Origin of the sequence: Microcystis sp. LE19-41.2A, from assembly GCF_027530405.1 — a bacterium.
Lineage (GTDB): Bacteria > Cyanobacteriota > Cyanobacteriia > Cyanobacteriales > Microcystaceae > Microcystis > Microcystis aeruginosa.
The window spans coordinates 1-15810 of the sequence record NZ_JAPZQJ010000425.1 but is presented as its reverse complement, the minus strand read 5'-3'; the positions used below and the strand labels follow the sequence as shown (position 1 = coordinate 15810).

Below are 15810 nucleotides of genomic sequence, written 5' to 3'. Positions count from 1 at the left end.
TTAAGTTTTTAATCTTAAAGGTAGTTTTCACCCCACATCACGCCCTGTTGCAATACTTAATAATCAAAAGCACAGGAGTCAACGATAGGGCCGATTCGTCTCCACTTTTGAACTACTCGCTTAGTACAAATTCAAGTTTAAGCCTACTTCTTTAGCGAAGACGGCTAATCCTTTCTTTTCAATGGTTTTGATAGCTTTGGTGGAGATGCGTAGTTTTACCCAACGGTTGCCTTCCGACCACCAGACTCTTTTCCATTGTAGGTTAGCTTCTTGTAATTTTTTGGTGCGACGGTGGGAGTGGGACACCGCATAGGCGTTATTGGCCTTTTTCCCCGTCATAGTACAGACTCTAGACATAATTTGCTCCTGTGCGATCGATGTTTGTCAATAGTCAACCTTTCTAGTTTAACTCAAATCTCGCCAGAAGTCCCCCCCTTCCCCTGGGTGAAGTGAACGGAGATAAATTTAACAGCAAGTGGGGGGATTAAGAAGTTGATTAAACCGGTTCACTGCTCAGACAATTTCGACAATTGCCTCAAAGGTAATGGTGAGAATATTGTCAACAAATTTAGCTGTAATTTTTTACTGAATAAAAAATATTTTAATAAGTTTTACATAGTTTCTATTATTCTGGTTAATTCATTTTTATTTTTCCACAATTTGACTTGACAATTTTGGTAAATTTTGGCGATAAAAGGGGCTTAATTATCTTGGGTTATTCTTTCGATTTTATCGATTGTTTCGACAAAAATATTAATCATGGTTTGACGAGGTAAGTTGCCAGAAACTAGAACAAATACTTGAGCCTGATAACGGGCTATCTGTTGAACTTCTAAAATATTTCTACCAATGTTTACATCTTTAGTTAATACTATCCATCCTCTTTGACTAACAATAGGTAGCCAATCCGTATCCGGTGCATCTGGGGCAAAATGGGCATGATGAAATTCAATTTTAACCCCTATTTCTTGCAAAGCTTCACCGATAGATTTTCCTAAAGCGCGGTCTATAAAATAGGTGTATTGATAGGTCATGCCGCTTGCCAATTGCACTCGAATAAAATCGCTTTTTCAATTTGCCAAGGTTGACAATTATAATCATTGGCAATATCTTCTATAGAGTCCCCCGCATCATAAAGTTCTGTGACAACTTTAGTGGGAATTCCTGTTCCTGTGATCACGGGTTTTCCGAAGGAAATATTAGGGTCTATCTTTAGGACTTTATTGCTGAAGTCTTCCCCATTTATGTCGATAGTGGGAAAAAGCCGTGTGGCGATATCTTGTTCATCCCATTCAATACGAGTTAAGAGATTATTTAAGAATTGTTTCATCGTCAATTGTCCCGAACGGGAGGCATTAATTAAATGTTCAAATTGTTCAATAAAAAGGTCAATTCCATCGGTACTAAATTGTTTTTGAACTAGAGGATGATCGGTGTTAAATTGTTCACTAATATAGTCTAGGGCAAGTCTAACTTTATCGAGAGGGATGTTATGAACTTTGCGAATAACTCTTAAAACGTGCGCTTCCACTAAGTTAGTAAAGGAAAGTTGCGGAATATTCGGATTAGGTCGTTGAATGAGGGGTAAAAACTCTTTTTGTCCTTTTTTAGTGGGGTAGGTGCGTCCTCGTACCCACGTTCTCAGAGTGGGTAAAGGAATATGGAGATAGCGCGCAGTATCGGCTATAGTGTAGGTGGGAACATGATAGAGATGCTCTAGAGATAAGGGAGATGATGCTTTGACCATCGTTAATATTTTGGTGAAGTTGTTGAGATGAGATTATCGCCTATTATTTCATTCTAGCTAATTTTGGTATCCTTGAGGATAGGGATAAAGCAGGGTACATCTTATTTTTGTAAATCTAGCAAGTTGGGATTTTTACGCGAAAACTCTCTGATAAAATTGGGCATTACTTCCGACTTTATTAATCAATCCAAGCTTTTGGGGGGTTCTACCCCCCAAACCCCCCGTTGGGGGCGTGGCGCCGCCCCCAAACCCCCCGCGCATTAGTTTTTCGGTGGGATGCTTACACGCAGCCGCTGACACATCTGTAATAATCTAAGAGTCACTCCCCTTGCAGTAGTGTCTCTCCTGATATGTAGCTTATACTCAAGGGATTTAGTATGATTGACAAGTTTGCGTTATTTCAGCTTGTATTTTCAAGGCAGAAGGCAATAGATAATCGGTCTTTAATAACCGGATTTAGGATTATTTTTTGATCGTTTCCCCGATCGAGAGATGCCAACCGATCGCGATCAGTTCGTCTATCCAGCGAACGATCGCCCTAGCGTAGTCCTTCGATGGCGCGTCCTTTGGGAGGGAGACGATCTGATCATCTTCTTTTTCTAAAATTTTTTTATAGCCGCTAAAGTATAGATCGAAAAACTGTAGGAGTGTGGAGAGGTTATCGAGGATTTCCAAGTCTGCGCCATCGGAATGGCTTCTAGGGTTATCGAGATAGCCCAGACCGAAAGCGTGACGGGCTTTTAGTCGGGCAAAGTCGCTATAGATATGACCCCAGTTTTTCCCGCCGTCCCGATCTCGATAGTGGTTTAGCGTGTTCAAGTATTTCCATCTGGTTGTCCATTGAACATATTGCCCGTTGTTAAATAAAACGCGGATGGTGAGGCGATCGCGTCCTAGTTTTTTCGATCGCTGTTCTGCTTCCCGACAGTGCTGTAAAACGTCTCTCTGGGGAATGCTGTGGGCTGCCCAAACGAAGCCGAGACTTAGAGTCACCCGTTGATTGATTTCTTCAGTTTTTCCAGTTTTCCACTGTTGATCGAGGGTTTGTAGCCAGTGAAAAACTCGATCGAGATCGATCGAGTCGAGTTGTGGATCGGGAAATTGGCTATTATAAACGATGCCCAAAAAATCATCTCCTCCCGCGTAAATTATTCTGCCGAGTTCGGTCTGGTTAAAGTCCCTCTGAAATTTTTGTCCCCACCGACGCATAATCTTGCTGAAATCTCGGATTTTTTGGTCTGAGCCGAGGTCTTTCAGGTAATCGCCTACTTTATCGCCATCTCCCATGAACCAGCCCGTTTTTTGTCCCACTGAGGCGGGGTTATCTTGCGGTCTCCTGATCAGGTCTCGAAATCCTCGCTGGCGAAGTTCTTCGGGAAGTTCAACTCCTAGAGAGCGGGCGATATGTGGGAGAGTGATCAACCGTTTGGTTAATTCGGGAATATTCAATCTTTCGTTTCCATCGATGTATTTGCCTTCCGGTTGTCTATCTTTGGGTTGACCGTCAGGATCGTTAACTCCATCGAGAAGGAAGGCTAATCTTCGGTAGAATAGGGCGATATGTCGGTTTTCTTCGCTCCAGTCAAGCGTTTTCATGTCTTGGTTTTCCCGATCCATCCCGTACCAAGCGATCGCGTCAGTCCCGGACAGACTAGAGCTTTCCCCGACCCAATTCACCCCTTGCCAATTGCGGGCGAGTTTACGATTTTCTAGATCGACCATGGCGGACTCTAGATCGTCCCCCATGCCCCAGAAAAATTCCCAGGTGCGTTTTTCCCACTTTTTCCAGCTTTTTTGCCAATTCCATTCTGAGGATCGATAGTAAGGCGCGAGGGCGTTTTCGACCCATTTTCTACAGGTTGCGAGAATATTTTTCCAACGATTTAAAAAGGCTCGTTGCAGTTCCGCAATGATTTCCTCGGAGGAGGAGGACTGCATTTCGCTATCGATTTTCAGGAGAACACGGTTGGGCATTCCCTGTTGGGAGTTTAGCAGTCCGGGGCTAATTAGGTGGTACTGCTCGGGCCGGTGGGTGACGATTGTACTGGTCAGATCCGAGAGAATCTGAGAGGCTCCGTACAGGTCTCTCAATTTGCGGGATTTTTCAATAAAGCTTTGGACGGGGGAGAAGGTGATGGCTATATATTTGGACATAAAGCTATAGAAAACTCGATTGTTTAAGAGGTATATTCAACAGCCTTGAAAAGACCTAGAAAAGACTTATCTCTGGCTAAAAAAATAGGATTGTTAGATTAATTGGCTCTTTTGTACTTTTATATCTATCACTAAATTTCTAATTATTATGTTAATTTTAAATAATTTTTCTTAAACAATCTTTATTTTTATTGATTTTTCTTAATTAAGTATCGTTTCTATTCAGACGCTTAACTAATTGGAATTAAAAAAATTGTAGGGTTAATTCATGAATTAACCCTACACATTATTTCCATTCATACGCTTCACGAATTGGAAGCAAGATTAGCTCTTCTGGTTGCTTGATAGCACCAGACAAAGGTTTCCATTCATACGCTTCACGAATTGGAAGCAAGAAGAATGAGGTTGTCTGCGAAAAGAAAGCAGATTCCAGTTTCCATTCATACGCTTCACGAATTGGAAGCAAGGAAGCTGAGGACATAACGGAGGAGGAATCCGCCGCTATCGGTTTCCATTCATACGCTTCACGAATTGGAAGCAAGGCGAGTTAAAAAAAATTCTTGTTTTAACTCGGCCAGGGCGTACAAAAGAGTTTCCATTCATACGCTTCACGAATTGGAAGCAAGGCTTGGCGAGAGGATTATGATCACTGTTGGTATCAGGGTTTCCATTCATACGCTTCACGAATTGGAAGCAAGAAGTAGGATAACTCTGGATGAAGCGTTAGCCGATGGGCTGTATAAGTTTCCATTCATACGCTTCACGAATTGGAAGCAAGCAGGAAAAGGCTGCCATGACTGTCAAGACGCTAGGGTTTCCATTCATACGCTTCACGAATTGGAAGCAAGTTACTGGATGTTGGTAAAACTCGCCCTTACTACTGTTTCCATTCATACGCTTCACGAATTGGAAGCAAGGTGCGGAATCAACACATCCTGCTGCAGCAGGAGGATGCGTTTCCATTCATACGCTTCACGAATTGGAAGCAAGACATCAATCGTAGGAGGTTTTATCACATACCATGCCGTTTCCATTCATACGCTTCACGAATTGGAAGCAAGATGGAAACAATGTCCCAGCTGATTTCTTCCAAGAGCACTTCCCGTTTCCATTCATACGCTTCACGAATTGGAAGCAAGTTTTTATCCCCGTCACCTGTCACCTGTCCCCTCACTGTTTCCATTCATACGCTTCACGAATTGGAAGCAAGATGTGGTTATTTTAAAGCCCATGGCATACCTTACACGCATAAACGTTTCCATTCATACGCTTCACGAATTGGAAGCAAGGAATGTCATCATCATGATGGTTGGTGCAGCCATCATTGGGTTTCCATTCATACGCTTCACGAATTGGAAGCAAGGTCCCAGATTACCGAACCCATCTTGGCAGCCCCGTTTCCATTCATACGCTTCACGAATTGGAAGCAAGTATTGTGGTTGGTTCCAAGCATACTATCAGCTTTAAAGTTTCCATTCATACGCTTCACGAATTGGAAGCAAGAATGGAAACAATGGTTTTTGCTATACGCATCTTTTATCGGTTTCCATTCATACGCTTCACGAATTGGAAGCAAGGTTTTAACAGACTTTGTTGCTGGTGTAAAACAATGCGGAGTTTCCATTCATACGCTTCACGAATTGGAAGCAAGCTTAGAGGGGTACGCAAACGCCCTTTCGGCCCTCCTAAGTGTTTCCATTCATACGCTTCACGAATTGGAAGCAAGCATAACTTGGCGGATATAATCATTCCACCCCCCTTGGGTTTCCATTCATACGCTTCACGAATTGGAAGCAAGACTAGCTTTGCAAAGCTAGGCTGTACAAGGATTGTACAACGATTTTTCGTGGGATACTGAAAAGCATAGACATTATTAATAATAATTGTCAATAGTCACCTCGGTCATCAGGCTCAAAGCCTTACTGGACAAGGCATCGACGCACCTCAACGAAAACTCTAGATTTTCAGCCATTGTGTCTAACCCGCGAAAAATGTTGATAACCGATAACTGATAACTGATAACTGATCACTGTTCCTATGGACTAATACCCGCAGATTTAAGGGCTTTGTCCATTAAAATTACATGGGTACTGCTTTCCTGTCCCTCATTGTCAGGACGACATCGCTTTTTGATGATGAGGAATAGCGATCACTTTTGGGAGAAGCAACTTTTTTGGCGATTTTGATGAGGAGGAGTGCGATCGCTTTTAGAAGGAGCAATTTTTTGGAATGGAAGTAATTAAACTAAAACTAATCAGAATAAATATCTCGACGATGACCAACTTGATGAATCGTAATAAAGTCATCATCAAAAGAATATATCACCCTGTAATCGCCAATTCTAAGTTTAAACAAACCGCTTTAAATTAGAACTTAAACTTTGATGTCTAATATCATCAAAATTTTCATTTATCCAACGAACTTTTTTAAAGACACGCTCCCGAACAACTGCCGTAAGCGACTCTAAACCTTCAAAAGCTTTATCGGTAAATTCTATATGGCGAGGCATTACCAATCTAATCCTAATCTTTGAGCTACTTCTTCCGCAGAAATTCCCCGTTCTCCATTTCGAGTTCGCTGTAAAGAGTCAGCTAGAGATTGAGAGACTTCGGTTTTAAGTTGTTTATCAACATCAGGATCATTTAGTAGAGATTGAACTGTTTCCGTAACAGTTTCTTGAATCAAAAACTTAAAATCTTCAACACTTAGGTCTTTAACTTGCATTCTTGTAATTAGAACTCACTATTCTGACTATAGCATCGTTTAAGAATAGCGATCACGTTTTGTGGGGATACAATTGGAGGATGCGATCGCTTTTTGATGATGAGGAATAGCGATCACTTTTGGAGAGTCAACTTTTTTGGAGATTTTGATGATGGGGAGGGGCGATCGTTTTCTTATCAAAGTCCTATAGAAATGAGATAGGATCAGGAAATTCCTGTAAAGTGTCAAGAATTTATGAAATCCATTAAAATCATTGTGGAAAAACATTCTGATGGCTATATCGCCTATCCATTGGGAATTCAAGGCGTAGTAGTCGGTGAGGGTGATACCTATGAAGATGCTCTTAATGATGTGCAATCGGCGATCGCTTTTCATGTTGAAACCTTTGGGGAATCAGTTCTCGAAGCTGACTCATCTTTATTAGAAGCCTTTGTTGTAGAAGCAATAGTCTAATGGCAAAATTTCCGGCTGATGCCCCTAAAGCCAAAGTGATTAAAGTTCTTGAAAAATTTGGTTTTTCAATTGTTAGATAAAAAGAGCATATTTCTATGATTAGAAAAAATCCAGATGGAACAAAAACACTTTTAACGCTACCCAATCACAAGCAAATTAAAAGCTCTACACTAAGGAATATTTGCACTCAAGCGGGTATCTCACGAGATGATTTTATTGCTTCCTAAGTAGCTGGTTATAATTAAATTAAAAATGGATTTTAGGTTCGATCCCCCCTGCCCCCCTTGATAAGGGGGGTGCCGATAGGCGGGGGGATCCCCCCTTAATCCCCCCTTAATAAGGGGGGCATCTGACAGCTTTTAACGCCTACCTACTTATGAAAAGATTTAAAGCAAAATCCTTTAAATGTGATTATTTGGTCTTTTGAAAGTGCGATCGCTACTTAGGGTTTGCTGAAAAAGTACGGGCGAAGCATTCGGATAGAAAATCTACGGTTTCACCGATAGGTTACTGCCCGAATGCTTCGCCCCTACAGGACGCGGGCCGATGAAGACGCAAGGTTTTGAAGCACGATTCTCTCAAAATCTTGCACCTGTTTCACGAGAAAAGCCACAAAACCCTGACCTTGCCTACATTTCACATTTATTCAGCAAACCCTACTTATGAGGGGTTTGTAGCCAGTGGAGAACTCAATCGAGATCGATCGAGTTGAGTTGTAGATCGGGAAATTGGCTATTATAAACGATGCCCAAAAAATCATCTCCTCCCGCATAAATTATTCTGCCGAGTTCAGTCTGGTTAAAGTCCCTCTGAAATTTTTGTCCCCACTGACGCATAATCTCGCTGAAATCTCGGATTTTTCTTAACCGATGAGATGGGATTGATCCCTGGCATTCTGTTTCCATTCATACGCTTCACGAATTGGAAGCAAGCTTTTGATGTGCCAGATGCGATTCAAAATCCTTTTGGGTTTCCATTCATACGCTTCACGAATTGGAAGCAAGTCAGCTAACTGCTCCCTTTACCCGTGGCCTTAGTGGCACGTTTCCATTCATACGCTTCACGAATTGGAAGCAAGCTATCGTTTTCCCACAGAAGGTCGGGTCGGGCAGCGTTTTTGGTTTCCATTCATACGCTTCACGAATTGGAAGCAAGTTGTACGGAAAATAAAAAGGAATGTTTTAACATTCCTCGTTTCCATTCAGACGCTTCACGAATTGGGTAGAGTCATAAACTCTAGTTAACAAAAGTCCAGCGTCCTTCCACCTGACCGTCAAGGAGTTGATGAGTACTTAAATATTCTTCAAGAACACCTTGGCTTGAAGTAGTAACAACTTTAGCGTTAGCTATTTCTTCAGGCGTGAGATTCAAACTCTTCAGCGAATTTTGATAATGATAATCTTGCACGCAGATTACATATAAACGATCAGCCTCTACAGGTTGTTCATTAATACTGAAAGATTCAATTGCTTTCTTAGTATTGTTATAAACTACTCGAACACCTTTGCTGATTTGATAACATTGACTTTCCCCAGGCTTTCTGTTTTCTGGGCGCAGAAAATGGGTAAATACCTTTGTCAGTTGCGCTCCAGTAACTTTAATTTTATAAAGAGAACCATCATACGGATAAACCTTCTTAAGATCTTCAAGAGTGACCACAGGCCCTAATTCTTTACCTCGTATGGAACCACTACCGACAAGCACGACATCAATCGTATCTATTTCTAAGAAGATATCAGCGATTAAATTACCTAACTCAGTTTCTTGTTCGCGCACGGGATGAGTCAATTGACGATTTAAACGGCTAACAATACGATTGTACTTGCGATCTACTTGTTCTTTGTAGGTATTGATAAAATTTTGCAAATCTACGTCAGGACTAGCTACCTGATCATTAATAGGAATAAGTTCCCATTTCCATTCGACAATGCTGTTCGTATCGTCGTCTACTGTAATATCGAAACGTCCGATCTGATCAGTCCCAACGGCGGCCTGGGTGATTAAAATGTTGTTTACTTGGGCAGGCTGTTCTAAAAGTGTATGAGAATGTCCACCAATGATCATGTCCACCCCCCACTCAGGGTCTAACATAGCCGCTAACTTTTGATCCTCTTCAAAACCAATGTGAGTTAGGAGAATTGTCAAATCAATATCTTCATTTTTGTAGGTATTACAGATCTTACCAACTTCAGCCGCTGCATCTTCTAGTCCAACAAATGTACCAATGCTTTTGTCCAGCTTTAAGGCACTAAGAACCTCTTCGGTGACAATACCAATGAACATAACATCAAATCCATCTACATTGAGGATGATATAGGGGTTCATCAACCTTTTACCGTACTTTTTAATGTACAAGTTGGCATTAACAATAGGAAAGTTTGCCATTTTTTCTAAGAAGAGCAAATGAGGAAAGCCATAGTCTAATTCGTGGTTTCCTAAAGTCACTACATTAGGTGCTAGGTAATTCATGATTTCCATGGTTGATAAGCCTTTAAATTCGGTATCAATCATCGAACCTTGAAGCATATCACCTGAAATAACATAAAGTGTATTTTTTTCCGTTTGACGCACTTGATTGATATAACCAGAAAGCAATGATAACCCGCCGATCAAACCACCTTGTCCAGTTTTAGCCTCCGCTAAAAAGTCGCCGTGCATATCATTGGAATGTAAAATCGTAAACTTTTTGAGTTTTGTTGTAGTTTCAACCATGAGTCTCTCCAGTAGTTTGAGTTGATTAAATGAAAGAGATAGTTTGATTTGGGTACTGCGAACGGTTTAAAGCTTGGCTTTCTGAATACCGTCAGAAGCTTGGTCTGTGATTTCTTCTAGCCGATCCAGAAAAAGTTCAGCTTTTAGCAGTTTAGGCTCTTCGGTTTGTGTTATGCAATGGAGGGGGGTTATAAAGGATAAAACCCTTACACAGAAAGACATTGCTTCGATTTATGCCCCCTGATCGAATCATGCCAAGTAACGAAGAGCCACAGCCCATAATATAGCATGACTTGCGCCAATGTAAAAACAGGGTGAGAGCATCACTGAGGAGTTCGGGATAGTGACAGTATTCACACTGGAACCTAGCGCGTTGTCGAACAATATGGTGGAGCGATTTAGGAATGACCATTTACTCTGGCGGCAATGACAGCGTTGATGTAGCTGAAAATTTGGTCGAGTTCGCCAATCGCTTCTAGCTCAAGGACTTCCTCCGGGGTGAGATCATCAGCTTTTTTCTTGTCAAGAAGCGTCTGCATCCGATCGCCCAGTTCATCTGTAAATTTGAATAGGGTGAGATTATTAATCTGTTGTACCCGCAATCCTTTGGGAATCAGGCTAGAGGGTTTGACAAGAACGCTCATGGTTGTGGCTGAACGTAAAGATTTTTCGATCCTAACAAATAGTTCCCGTGAAATAAATGAAAGTATTGCCCTGACACCATTCTACACCCCATTTTCTGAGGGGGGGTTAAATTATCTCCGACAAATAAAAATTATTCTCAATAAGTCAGATTATCAAGCCCCGAACTCCAGAAGTAGAAGGGCATCCGAGGGGGTCAACGAGAGAATACTGATAACTGATAACTGATAACTGTTCCTATGGACTAATACCCGCAGATTTAAGGGTCTTGTCCATTAAAATTACATGGGTACTGCTTTCCTGTCCCTCATTGTCAGCACGACGCTGAATATAACTGCCATCGGATTGTAATTCCCATGCTTGTCGGTTATCTGACAACATGATGCCGAGAATTTCTTCTAGTTCTTTGGCGATCGCTGGTTCATCGATGGGTGTCACTGCTTCCACGCGACGAGTCAGGTTCCGCGTCATCCAATCGGCGCTACCAATATACACCTCCTCCTGACCATCATTGTAAAAGTAAAAAATGCGGGAATGTTCCAAAAAGCGGCCGATAATGCTAATTACTCGAATATTTTCGCTTATTTCTGGCAATCCGGGCCGTAAACAACAGATGCCGCGAATAATCAAGTCAATCTGCACACCGGCACGAGAAGCGGCGTATAAAGCTTCTATAATCGGTTTATCGACAATAGAGTTCATTTTTGCCACAATGCGCCCCGTACCGCCATTTTTACAGTTTTTGGCCTCGCGATCGATCATTGCTAACATCCGTTTTCGCAAACTCACCGGAGCAATTAAAAGTTTGCGATAGGATTGCTGACGGGAGTATCCGGTCAGAAAGTTAAATAAATCGGTGATATCTGCCCCCAAATCCTCACGACAGCTAAGTAAACCCAAATCAGTGTATAATTTAGCCGTTTTTGGGTTATAATTGCCCGTGCCAATATGGAAATAACGACGGATTTTATCCCCTTCCTTTCTGACCACGAGAACCACTTTCGTATGGGTTTTTAGACCAACTAAGCCATAAACAACGTGAACTCCGGCTTGTTCGAGCTTTTTCGCCCAAGTAATGTTATTTTCCTCATCAAAGCGTGCTTTTAGTTCCACTAACGCCGCTACCTGTTTACCATTTTCCGCCGCTGCAATCAGGGAATTGACAATCGGGGAATCTCCGGAAGTACGATACAAAGTCATTTTAATCGCTAAAACATGGGCATCATGGGCAGCCTGGGCGATAAACTGTTGTACTGAGGCACTAAAGGAATGGTAGGGGTGATGAACGAGAATATCGTTATTGCGAATTAAAGTAAAAATATCTTCGCCATCCTGTTCTAGGATACCGTCTTCGTTACCGTCAACTATTTCTCGCAATCCCTGTAAAACCGGTGGGGTGACAGGATTCCACGGCGGATCTTTCAGTTCGGGACAGGGTAAAGACATAAAATAAAATAAATCCTTGTGTCCCAGCAGTCCATCCACATCGTAAACATCGATCTCCTCAAGTCCCAGATCGCGCATGATCCGGTCTTTAATATTGCTAGGAGTAGAACTGTGGATTTCCAGACGTACTGCCGATTTACCGATGCGGCGCTTGCGTACTTCTTCCTCGATCGCTAATAATAAATCATCGGCCTCATCTTCTTCGACGGAGATATCGGCGTTGCGTGTCACCCGAAAAGGATAACATTCTTGAATGATCATGCCGGGGAAAAGTGCCTCTAAATTGTGCATTACCACCTGTTCAAGGGGTACTCCCGTCCAAATCGAAGCTTTTCCGTCTTGGTGGCGTAATTCTTTTGATAATGCCAGAAAACGGGGGAAAACCTGCGGCACTTTCACTCTGGCAAATAATTCTTTATCGGTGTCGGGATCGCGAACGACTACGGCTAAATTGAGACTAAGATTAGAAATATAGGGAAAAGGATGACTAGGATCCACCGCTAGGGGAGTTAAAACGGGGAAAATATTTTGTTCAAAGTAATCGTGGAGATAATTGCGCTGTTCTTGATGTAAATCTACATAGTTAATCAGATGAATTCCCTGTTCCACTAAGAGATTTTTTAGGGTGTGTTCAAAAAGACGATCCTGCTGTTGCACAAGGGGACGCAGACGTTTACTGATCTCGGTTAGCTGTTCCGAGGCAGTCCGGCCATCGGCACTTAAAACGGCTACATTTGCCTCTACTTGTTGTTTAAGCACTGCCACCCGTACCATAAAAAATTCGTCGAGATTGGCACAAAAAATGGCGGTAAATTTTAATCTTTCCAGTAGAGGAGTCCGAGGATCAAGTGCTTCATAAAGCACACGACGATTAAATTCTAACCAGCTTAATTCTCGGTTGAAGTAATATTGCGAATCTTTAAGATCGATTGCAGAAGTTACGGTAGGAGCTTTAGTCATAGAGTCTAATACCTAAATAATAGATTAAACAGTTAGTAAGAAGCCACTCAAGTCTAAATTTGACTATTTTTGGCGTTTTTTTAGGCTACATTGCCCCAGATTAACCAAAGTTACCCCGATTATCTTGGATGCTAGTCCTACTGATTCTAGCCTGACTGGGGAAAAAATCAATTTATTAACAGGTTAAGAAATCAGTCCCGACAGATCAAGGTTAAATTAATCTTTCAGTGAAATTAGAGTGCCAGGAAGAACAATAGGCATAATTTGCTGAGAATATTGTCTTTAAAGCCCAGCTTTGATTATAACACAAAGTCGAGCCGATCTGACTTGTTGAATATATCATCTCCAACTTCAGGCAATAATCCGAATCAGAATATTTGATAAGGATGATGATTAGATTGCCAATTAATCATTAGTGTATATATTTGTGTTTGATAAAAATAAGATAACTCATAAGCTAATCTTAACTCTCTTTCCAAGTCTTCTTTTTTAACATCATTAGCATTCCATGTACCTAAAACCTTCCAGAGTGCGATCGCTAAAATACTGATAAAATCGTGTCCACAACATAGCTGCCACGGATCGTGATTTTCATCGCTAATTACCGATAAATCCTGTTTAATTTGCTGTTCGTCTAAGGACAGTTTCTGAGAATGATTTTTGATACTTCTAATTAATTCGTCAATATCTATTGACAGATTCAGCTTCTCTTTGTCAATAAACTTACCAAACTTTAATCCTTCAAACTTTAAATCCAACTTATTCCTAAGAGATAGCAATCTTAATTTACCAATTTCCTGACCTAACTTTAGTAAAGTTTCTCTAATATCTTTGGGAAAAGCTGCAATTTTTTCTTCACTTCCTCGTTCTTTTAATAATTTATCGAAAGCAGCAGATTTAATTAACATCATTTCCAAATCATGTTCATCGGTTAAAAAGAGATGATTACTGTCGGGAATTTGCTGTTCTATTCTCGAAAAATCCGCATCTATAACAGCAACAACTCGGCAAAAATTTTCTTTTTCTAAGATGGATAATGCTTTGATAGCATTATTTTTATTAGAGGCAATTGTGATCCTAACCTCTTGCTTGTTTACTAATCGCTCATAAATAAGTTTATCGCTATGACCTTCAACAATTAAAAAAACTCCCTCATGATCGCTGCGTAGTAAACGAATGCTATTAGCAATTCTGTCAGGTGTTATCTGTTCTCTCATCTTTGCTTTTTTGCTTTGGTTTCTCTAATTCAACTGTCAAATCCCAACGATCATTAATAATATCAGGAGAATGGGTAGCCATCAAAATATCTAACCCGGAAAGTTTCGTGATTTCCTGTAAGTCTTTTAAAAATTCCTGCTGCCATGAAATATGAAGTGACATTTCTGGTTTATCAATTAAGATCAAAGTATTAGGTTTAACTTTAAATAACAATTCATATAAAATTACTAATTCGTGCTGTTCCCCAGAAGATAAATCTGTTGGCGATAAAACCTCCCCTTCCTGGGTAGTGAAGATAAACCCTTTGCTTTGATCAATAGTAACACTTTTGAAAGAATATTTTTTATTAATTATATTTTTAAATAGCTCTACTTTAGGATAAATGTCATTGAATACATTGAGCTTTTTATATACATCCTCAATATAAACCGATAATAACTTTCTGGTGCTATCATCAATACTATCTTTAACTTGGAAGTTAGAATCTTCATCTTTTTTCAATAGTCCTGCACTAATTAATTGATTTCTTTCGCTTTCAAGTTGATCAATTTTTTCCCTTAGTTGATCATCGGTCAATGATGCCTTTTTTTGTACAACTCTCGCTGGAAAGGTTCGGTCTAAAGTTTGAGATAGTTGTCCATACTCTGCTAATTTAGTTTGAATATTTTCTGCTAAATCTTCAGAATAGCTGGCCACAGAGTACAATGTCATCGGCATCCTTATAGTTCTGCCATTTTTGGCACTATTGGAAATATCTAATAGACGTTGTGATTCAATAAAACGAACATTAATAGAGTCTATAATTTTCTTTAACCAATCAGGATATTCTTTCTGGAATTGCTTGGGTAAATATTCTCCAAATCGTTCATAAATATCTTCTAAATCCAGAATTTCTTTTGTGGGGGTATAGAGCCATTTTTCTGATCCAACTCTATCTAAACCGGGTATGAAATCATCTATCATGCTGAGAGGGAAAGAAATTGTTTTCCCGTCTAGTAAATTAGGATAAAAAGTCAGTTTTTCTTTTTGATCGGAGGAAGTAAAATTAAAATTAATCTTTGGTCTTACATTACTTTTTTTATTCTTACTGGTGGAAGCTTTGACAACATCCACAAAGCTGTTATCGTCAAAAATTATAGTAAATTTTTGAAAAGGAATAGCTCTTATATCTGAATACTTTAAGTTAAAAAAGCCATTGACTAATCGCAGTATTGAGGTTTTCCCAAAGCCATTTTTACCATGAATAATAGTTATTCTTTCCTCCATATTGAGATTAATTGTATGGTCAAATATGCCAAAAAGATGCTTAACTGTAATTTGTTTAATTCTCATAATTTCCCGGGAGCAAGCGATTAAACTTAGACGCACTCTACTACTCATAACTTGAGAGGATCGAGGCGTTGAAGCTAGAAATTTTGGCAGACGTTTTCAAAAAACGCCTATAGACACTGTATTATACCAAATCCCTTTTAAATAGTATGATTAACTCCCGATCGAACTTTAACAGCCCACTTCCCATTCTCCTAGCCGCTACTTAGGGTTTGCGGCAAAAAGCTTTTCGGTGGTGGCAGGGTGTGGGGTGTGGGGTGTGGGGTGTGGGGTTTTATCGATTTTCAGGTGGTCAACTACCTAATTTTCAGGGAAAAAGTCCAGGAATTTTCCCCCCGATCCCCGCAATGGCTGGCACTTTTTGAGGGGAAAAAAGTCCAAAAGTCTTATCCAACAAGGTTTTTAGATTTATTCAGCAGACCCTA

At 40.5% G+C, this 15810-nt stretch carries 15 protein-coding genes, 1 pseudogene and 2 CRISPR repeat arrays; of the genes and pseudogenes, 3 read left to right on the top strand and 13 right to left on the bottom strand.

The window, feature by feature from the left end; translation table 11 throughout:
- Positions 1-120: 120 nt before the first annotated feature.
- From rpmB to O9290_RS17500, 7 genes and pseudogenes are all read right to left on the bottom strand, one after another.
- Positions 121-357, bottom strand: a complete 237-nt coding sequence (gene rpmB, locus O9290_RS17530; protein ID WP_002775299.1) for a 50S ribosomal protein L28 — start codon at positions 355-357, stop codon at positions 121-123.
- Between the two features lie 254 nt (positions 358-611).
- Positions 612-1034: pseudogene (locus O9290_RS17525) on the bottom strand (PIN-like domain-containing protein).
- Positions 1031-1747: a DUF433 domain-containing protein gene (locus O9290_RS17520; RefSeq protein WP_016516788.1), complete on the bottom strand. Its 717-nt coding sequence runs from the start codon at positions 1745-1747 to the stop codon at positions 1031-1033. The pseudogene O9290_RS17525 and the gene O9290_RS17520 overlap by 4 nt, the downstream one beginning before the upstream one ends.
- A 462-nt stretch (positions 1748-2209) precedes the next feature.
- Positions 2210-3901, bottom strand: a complete 1692-nt coding sequence (locus O9290_RS17515; RefSeq protein ID WP_288058284.1) for a Cas10/Cmr2 second palm domain-containing protein — start codon at positions 3899-3901, stop codon at positions 2210-2212.
- Positions 3902-4115: 214 nt separating this feature from the next.
- Positions 4116-5699: direct repeats of the CRISPR family, unit length 35 nt; unit sequence GTTTCCATTCATACGCTTCACGAATTGGAAGCAAG.
- A 452-nt stretch (positions 5700-6151) separates the two neighbouring features.
- Positions 6152-6226, bottom strand: coding sequence for a hypothetical protein (locus O9290_RS17510; protein WP_238560405.1), 75 nt, complete (start codon positions 6224-6226; stop codon positions 6152-6154).
- Between the two features lie 22 nt (positions 6227-6248).
- The gene (locus tag O9290_RS17505) at positions 6249-6410 is read right to left on the bottom strand and encodes a hypothetical protein (RefSeq protein ID WP_288055389.1); all 162 of its coding nucleotides are present in this window, start codon (positions 6408-6410) and stop codon (positions 6249-6251) included.
- Positions 6410-6625: a hypothetical protein gene (locus O9290_RS17500; protein ID WP_002741152.1), complete on the bottom strand. Its 216-nt coding sequence runs from the start codon at positions 6623-6625 to the stop codon at positions 6410-6412. The genes O9290_RS17505 and O9290_RS17500 overlap by 1 nt, the downstream gene beginning before the upstream one ends.
- A 234-nt stretch (positions 6626-6859) precedes the next feature.
- Between O9290_RS17500 and O9290_RS17495 the strand changes: the two genes are divergently transcribed.
- Positions 6860-7078 (top strand): type II toxin-antitoxin system HicB family antitoxin, encoded by a 219-nt coding sequence (locus O9290_RS17495; protein WP_002733908.1) that lies wholly within the window; start codon positions 6860-6862, stop codon positions 7076-7078.
- A gap of 95 nt (positions 7079-7173) precedes the next feature.
- Positions 7174-7305 (top strand): type II toxin-antitoxin system HicA family toxin, encoded by a 132-nt coding sequence (locus O9290_RS17490; protein ID WP_288055387.1) that lies wholly within the window; start codon positions 7174-7176, stop codon positions 7303-7305.
- Positions 7306-7767: 462 nt separating this feature from the next.
- On the opposite strand, the gene O9290_RS17485 is transcribed toward O9290_RS17490, so the two are convergent.
- The 6 genes from O9290_RS17485 to O9290_RS17460 form a co-directional block, all read right to left on the bottom strand.
- A complete protein-coding gene (locus tag O9290_RS17485) occupies positions 7768-7914 on the bottom strand; it encodes a hypothetical protein (protein ID WP_287700101.1) in 147 nt (48 codons plus the stop codon).
- Positions 7915-7975: 61 nt separating this feature from the next.
- A CRISPR array of direct repeats spans positions 7976-8306; the repeat unit is 35 nt; unit sequence GTTTCCATTCATACGCTTCACGAATTGGAAGCAAG.
- Between the two features lie 8 nt (positions 8307-8314).
- Positions 8315-9790 (bottom strand): bifunctional metallophosphatase/5'-nucleotidase, encoded by a 1476-nt coding sequence (locus O9290_RS17480; protein ID WP_002762888.1) that lies wholly within the window; start codon positions 9788-9790, stop codon positions 8315-8317.
- 398 nt (positions 9791-10188) lie between these two features.
- Positions 10189-10434, bottom strand: coding sequence for a hypothetical protein (locus O9290_RS17475; RefSeq protein ID WP_002762890.1), 246 nt, complete (start codon positions 10432-10434; stop codon positions 10189-10191).
- Between the two features lie 235 nt (positions 10435-10669).
- Positions 10670-12838: a polyphosphate kinase 1 gene (gene ppk1 / locus O9290_RS17470; protein ID WP_288055384.1), complete on the bottom strand. Its 2169-nt coding sequence runs from the start codon at positions 12836-12838 to the stop codon at positions 10670-10672.
- A 368-nt stretch (positions 12839-13206) separates the two neighbouring features.
- Positions 13207-14055, bottom strand: a complete 849-nt coding sequence (locus O9290_RS17465) for a DUF4435 domain-containing protein (RefSeq protein WP_288055381.1) — start codon at positions 14053-14055, stop codon at positions 13207-13209.
- Positions 14033-15388 carry an AAA family ATPase gene (locus tag O9290_RS17460; protein ID WP_288055378.1) on the bottom strand — a complete coding sequence of 452 codons (1356 nt, stop codon included), beginning with the start codon at positions 15386-15388 and terminating at the stop codon, positions 14033-14035. Before O9290_RS17460 ends, O9290_RS17465 begins: the two co-directional genes overlap by 23 nt.
- Positions 15389-15628: 240 nt before the next feature.
- Here O9290_RS17460 and O9290_RS28225 point away from each other — a divergent pair.
- The coding region (locus tag O9290_RS28225) for a hypothetical protein (protein ID WP_061430960.1) at positions 15629-15810 on the top strand (182 nt) is incomplete at its 3' end.

Bases quoted from the DNA above. Each gene is read 5' to 3' on its own strand.
- rpmB (WP_002775299.1), bottom strand. From the start codon at position 357: ATGTCTAGAGTCTGTACTATGACGGGGAAAAAGGCCAATAACGCCTAT.
- O9290_RS17520 (WP_016516788.1), bottom strand. From the start codon at position 1,747: ATGGTCAAAGCATCATCTCCCTTATCTCTAGAGCATCTCTATCATGTT.
- O9290_RS17515 (WP_288058284.1), bottom strand. From the start codon at position 3,901: ATGTCCAAATATATAGCCATCACCTTCTCCCCCGTCCAAAGCTTTATT.
- O9290_RS17505 (WP_288055389.1), bottom strand. From the start codon at position 6,410: ATGCCTCGCCATATAGAATTTACCGATAAAGCTTTTGAAGGTTTAGAG.
- O9290_RS17500 (WP_002741152.1), bottom strand. From the start codon at position 6,625: ATGCAAGTTAAAGACCTAAGTGTTGAAGATTTTAAGTTTTTGATTCAA.
- O9290_RS17495 (WP_002733908.1), top strand. From the start codon at position 6,860: ATGAAATCCATTAAAATCATTGTGGAAAAACATTCTGATGGCTATATC.
- O9290_RS17490 (WP_288055387.1), top strand. From the start codon at position 7,174: ATGATTAGAAAAAATCCAGATGGAACAAAAACACTTTTAACGCTACCC.
- O9290_RS17485 (WP_287700101.1), bottom strand. From the start codon at position 7,914: ATGCGTCAGTGGGGACAAAAATTTCAGAGGGACTTTAACCAGACTGAA.
- O9290_RS17480 (WP_002762888.1), bottom strand. From the start codon at position 9,790: ATGGTTGAAACTACAACAAAACTCAAAAAGTTTACGATTTTACATTCC.
- O9290_RS17475 (WP_002762890.1), bottom strand. From the start codon at position 10,434: ATGAGCGTTCTTGTCAAACCCTCTAGCCTGATTCCCAAAGGATTGCGG.
- ppk1 (WP_288055384.1), bottom strand. From the start codon at position 12,838: ATGACTAAAGCTCCTACCGTAACTTCTGCAATCGATCTTAAAGATTCG.
- O9290_RS17465 (WP_288055381.1), bottom strand. From the start codon at position 14,055: ATGAGAGAACAGATAACACCTGACAGAATTGCTAATAGCATTCGTTTA.
- O9290_RS17460 (WP_288055378.1), bottom strand. From the start codon at position 15,388: ATGAGAATTAAACAAATTACAGTTAAGCATCTTTTTGGCATATTTGAC.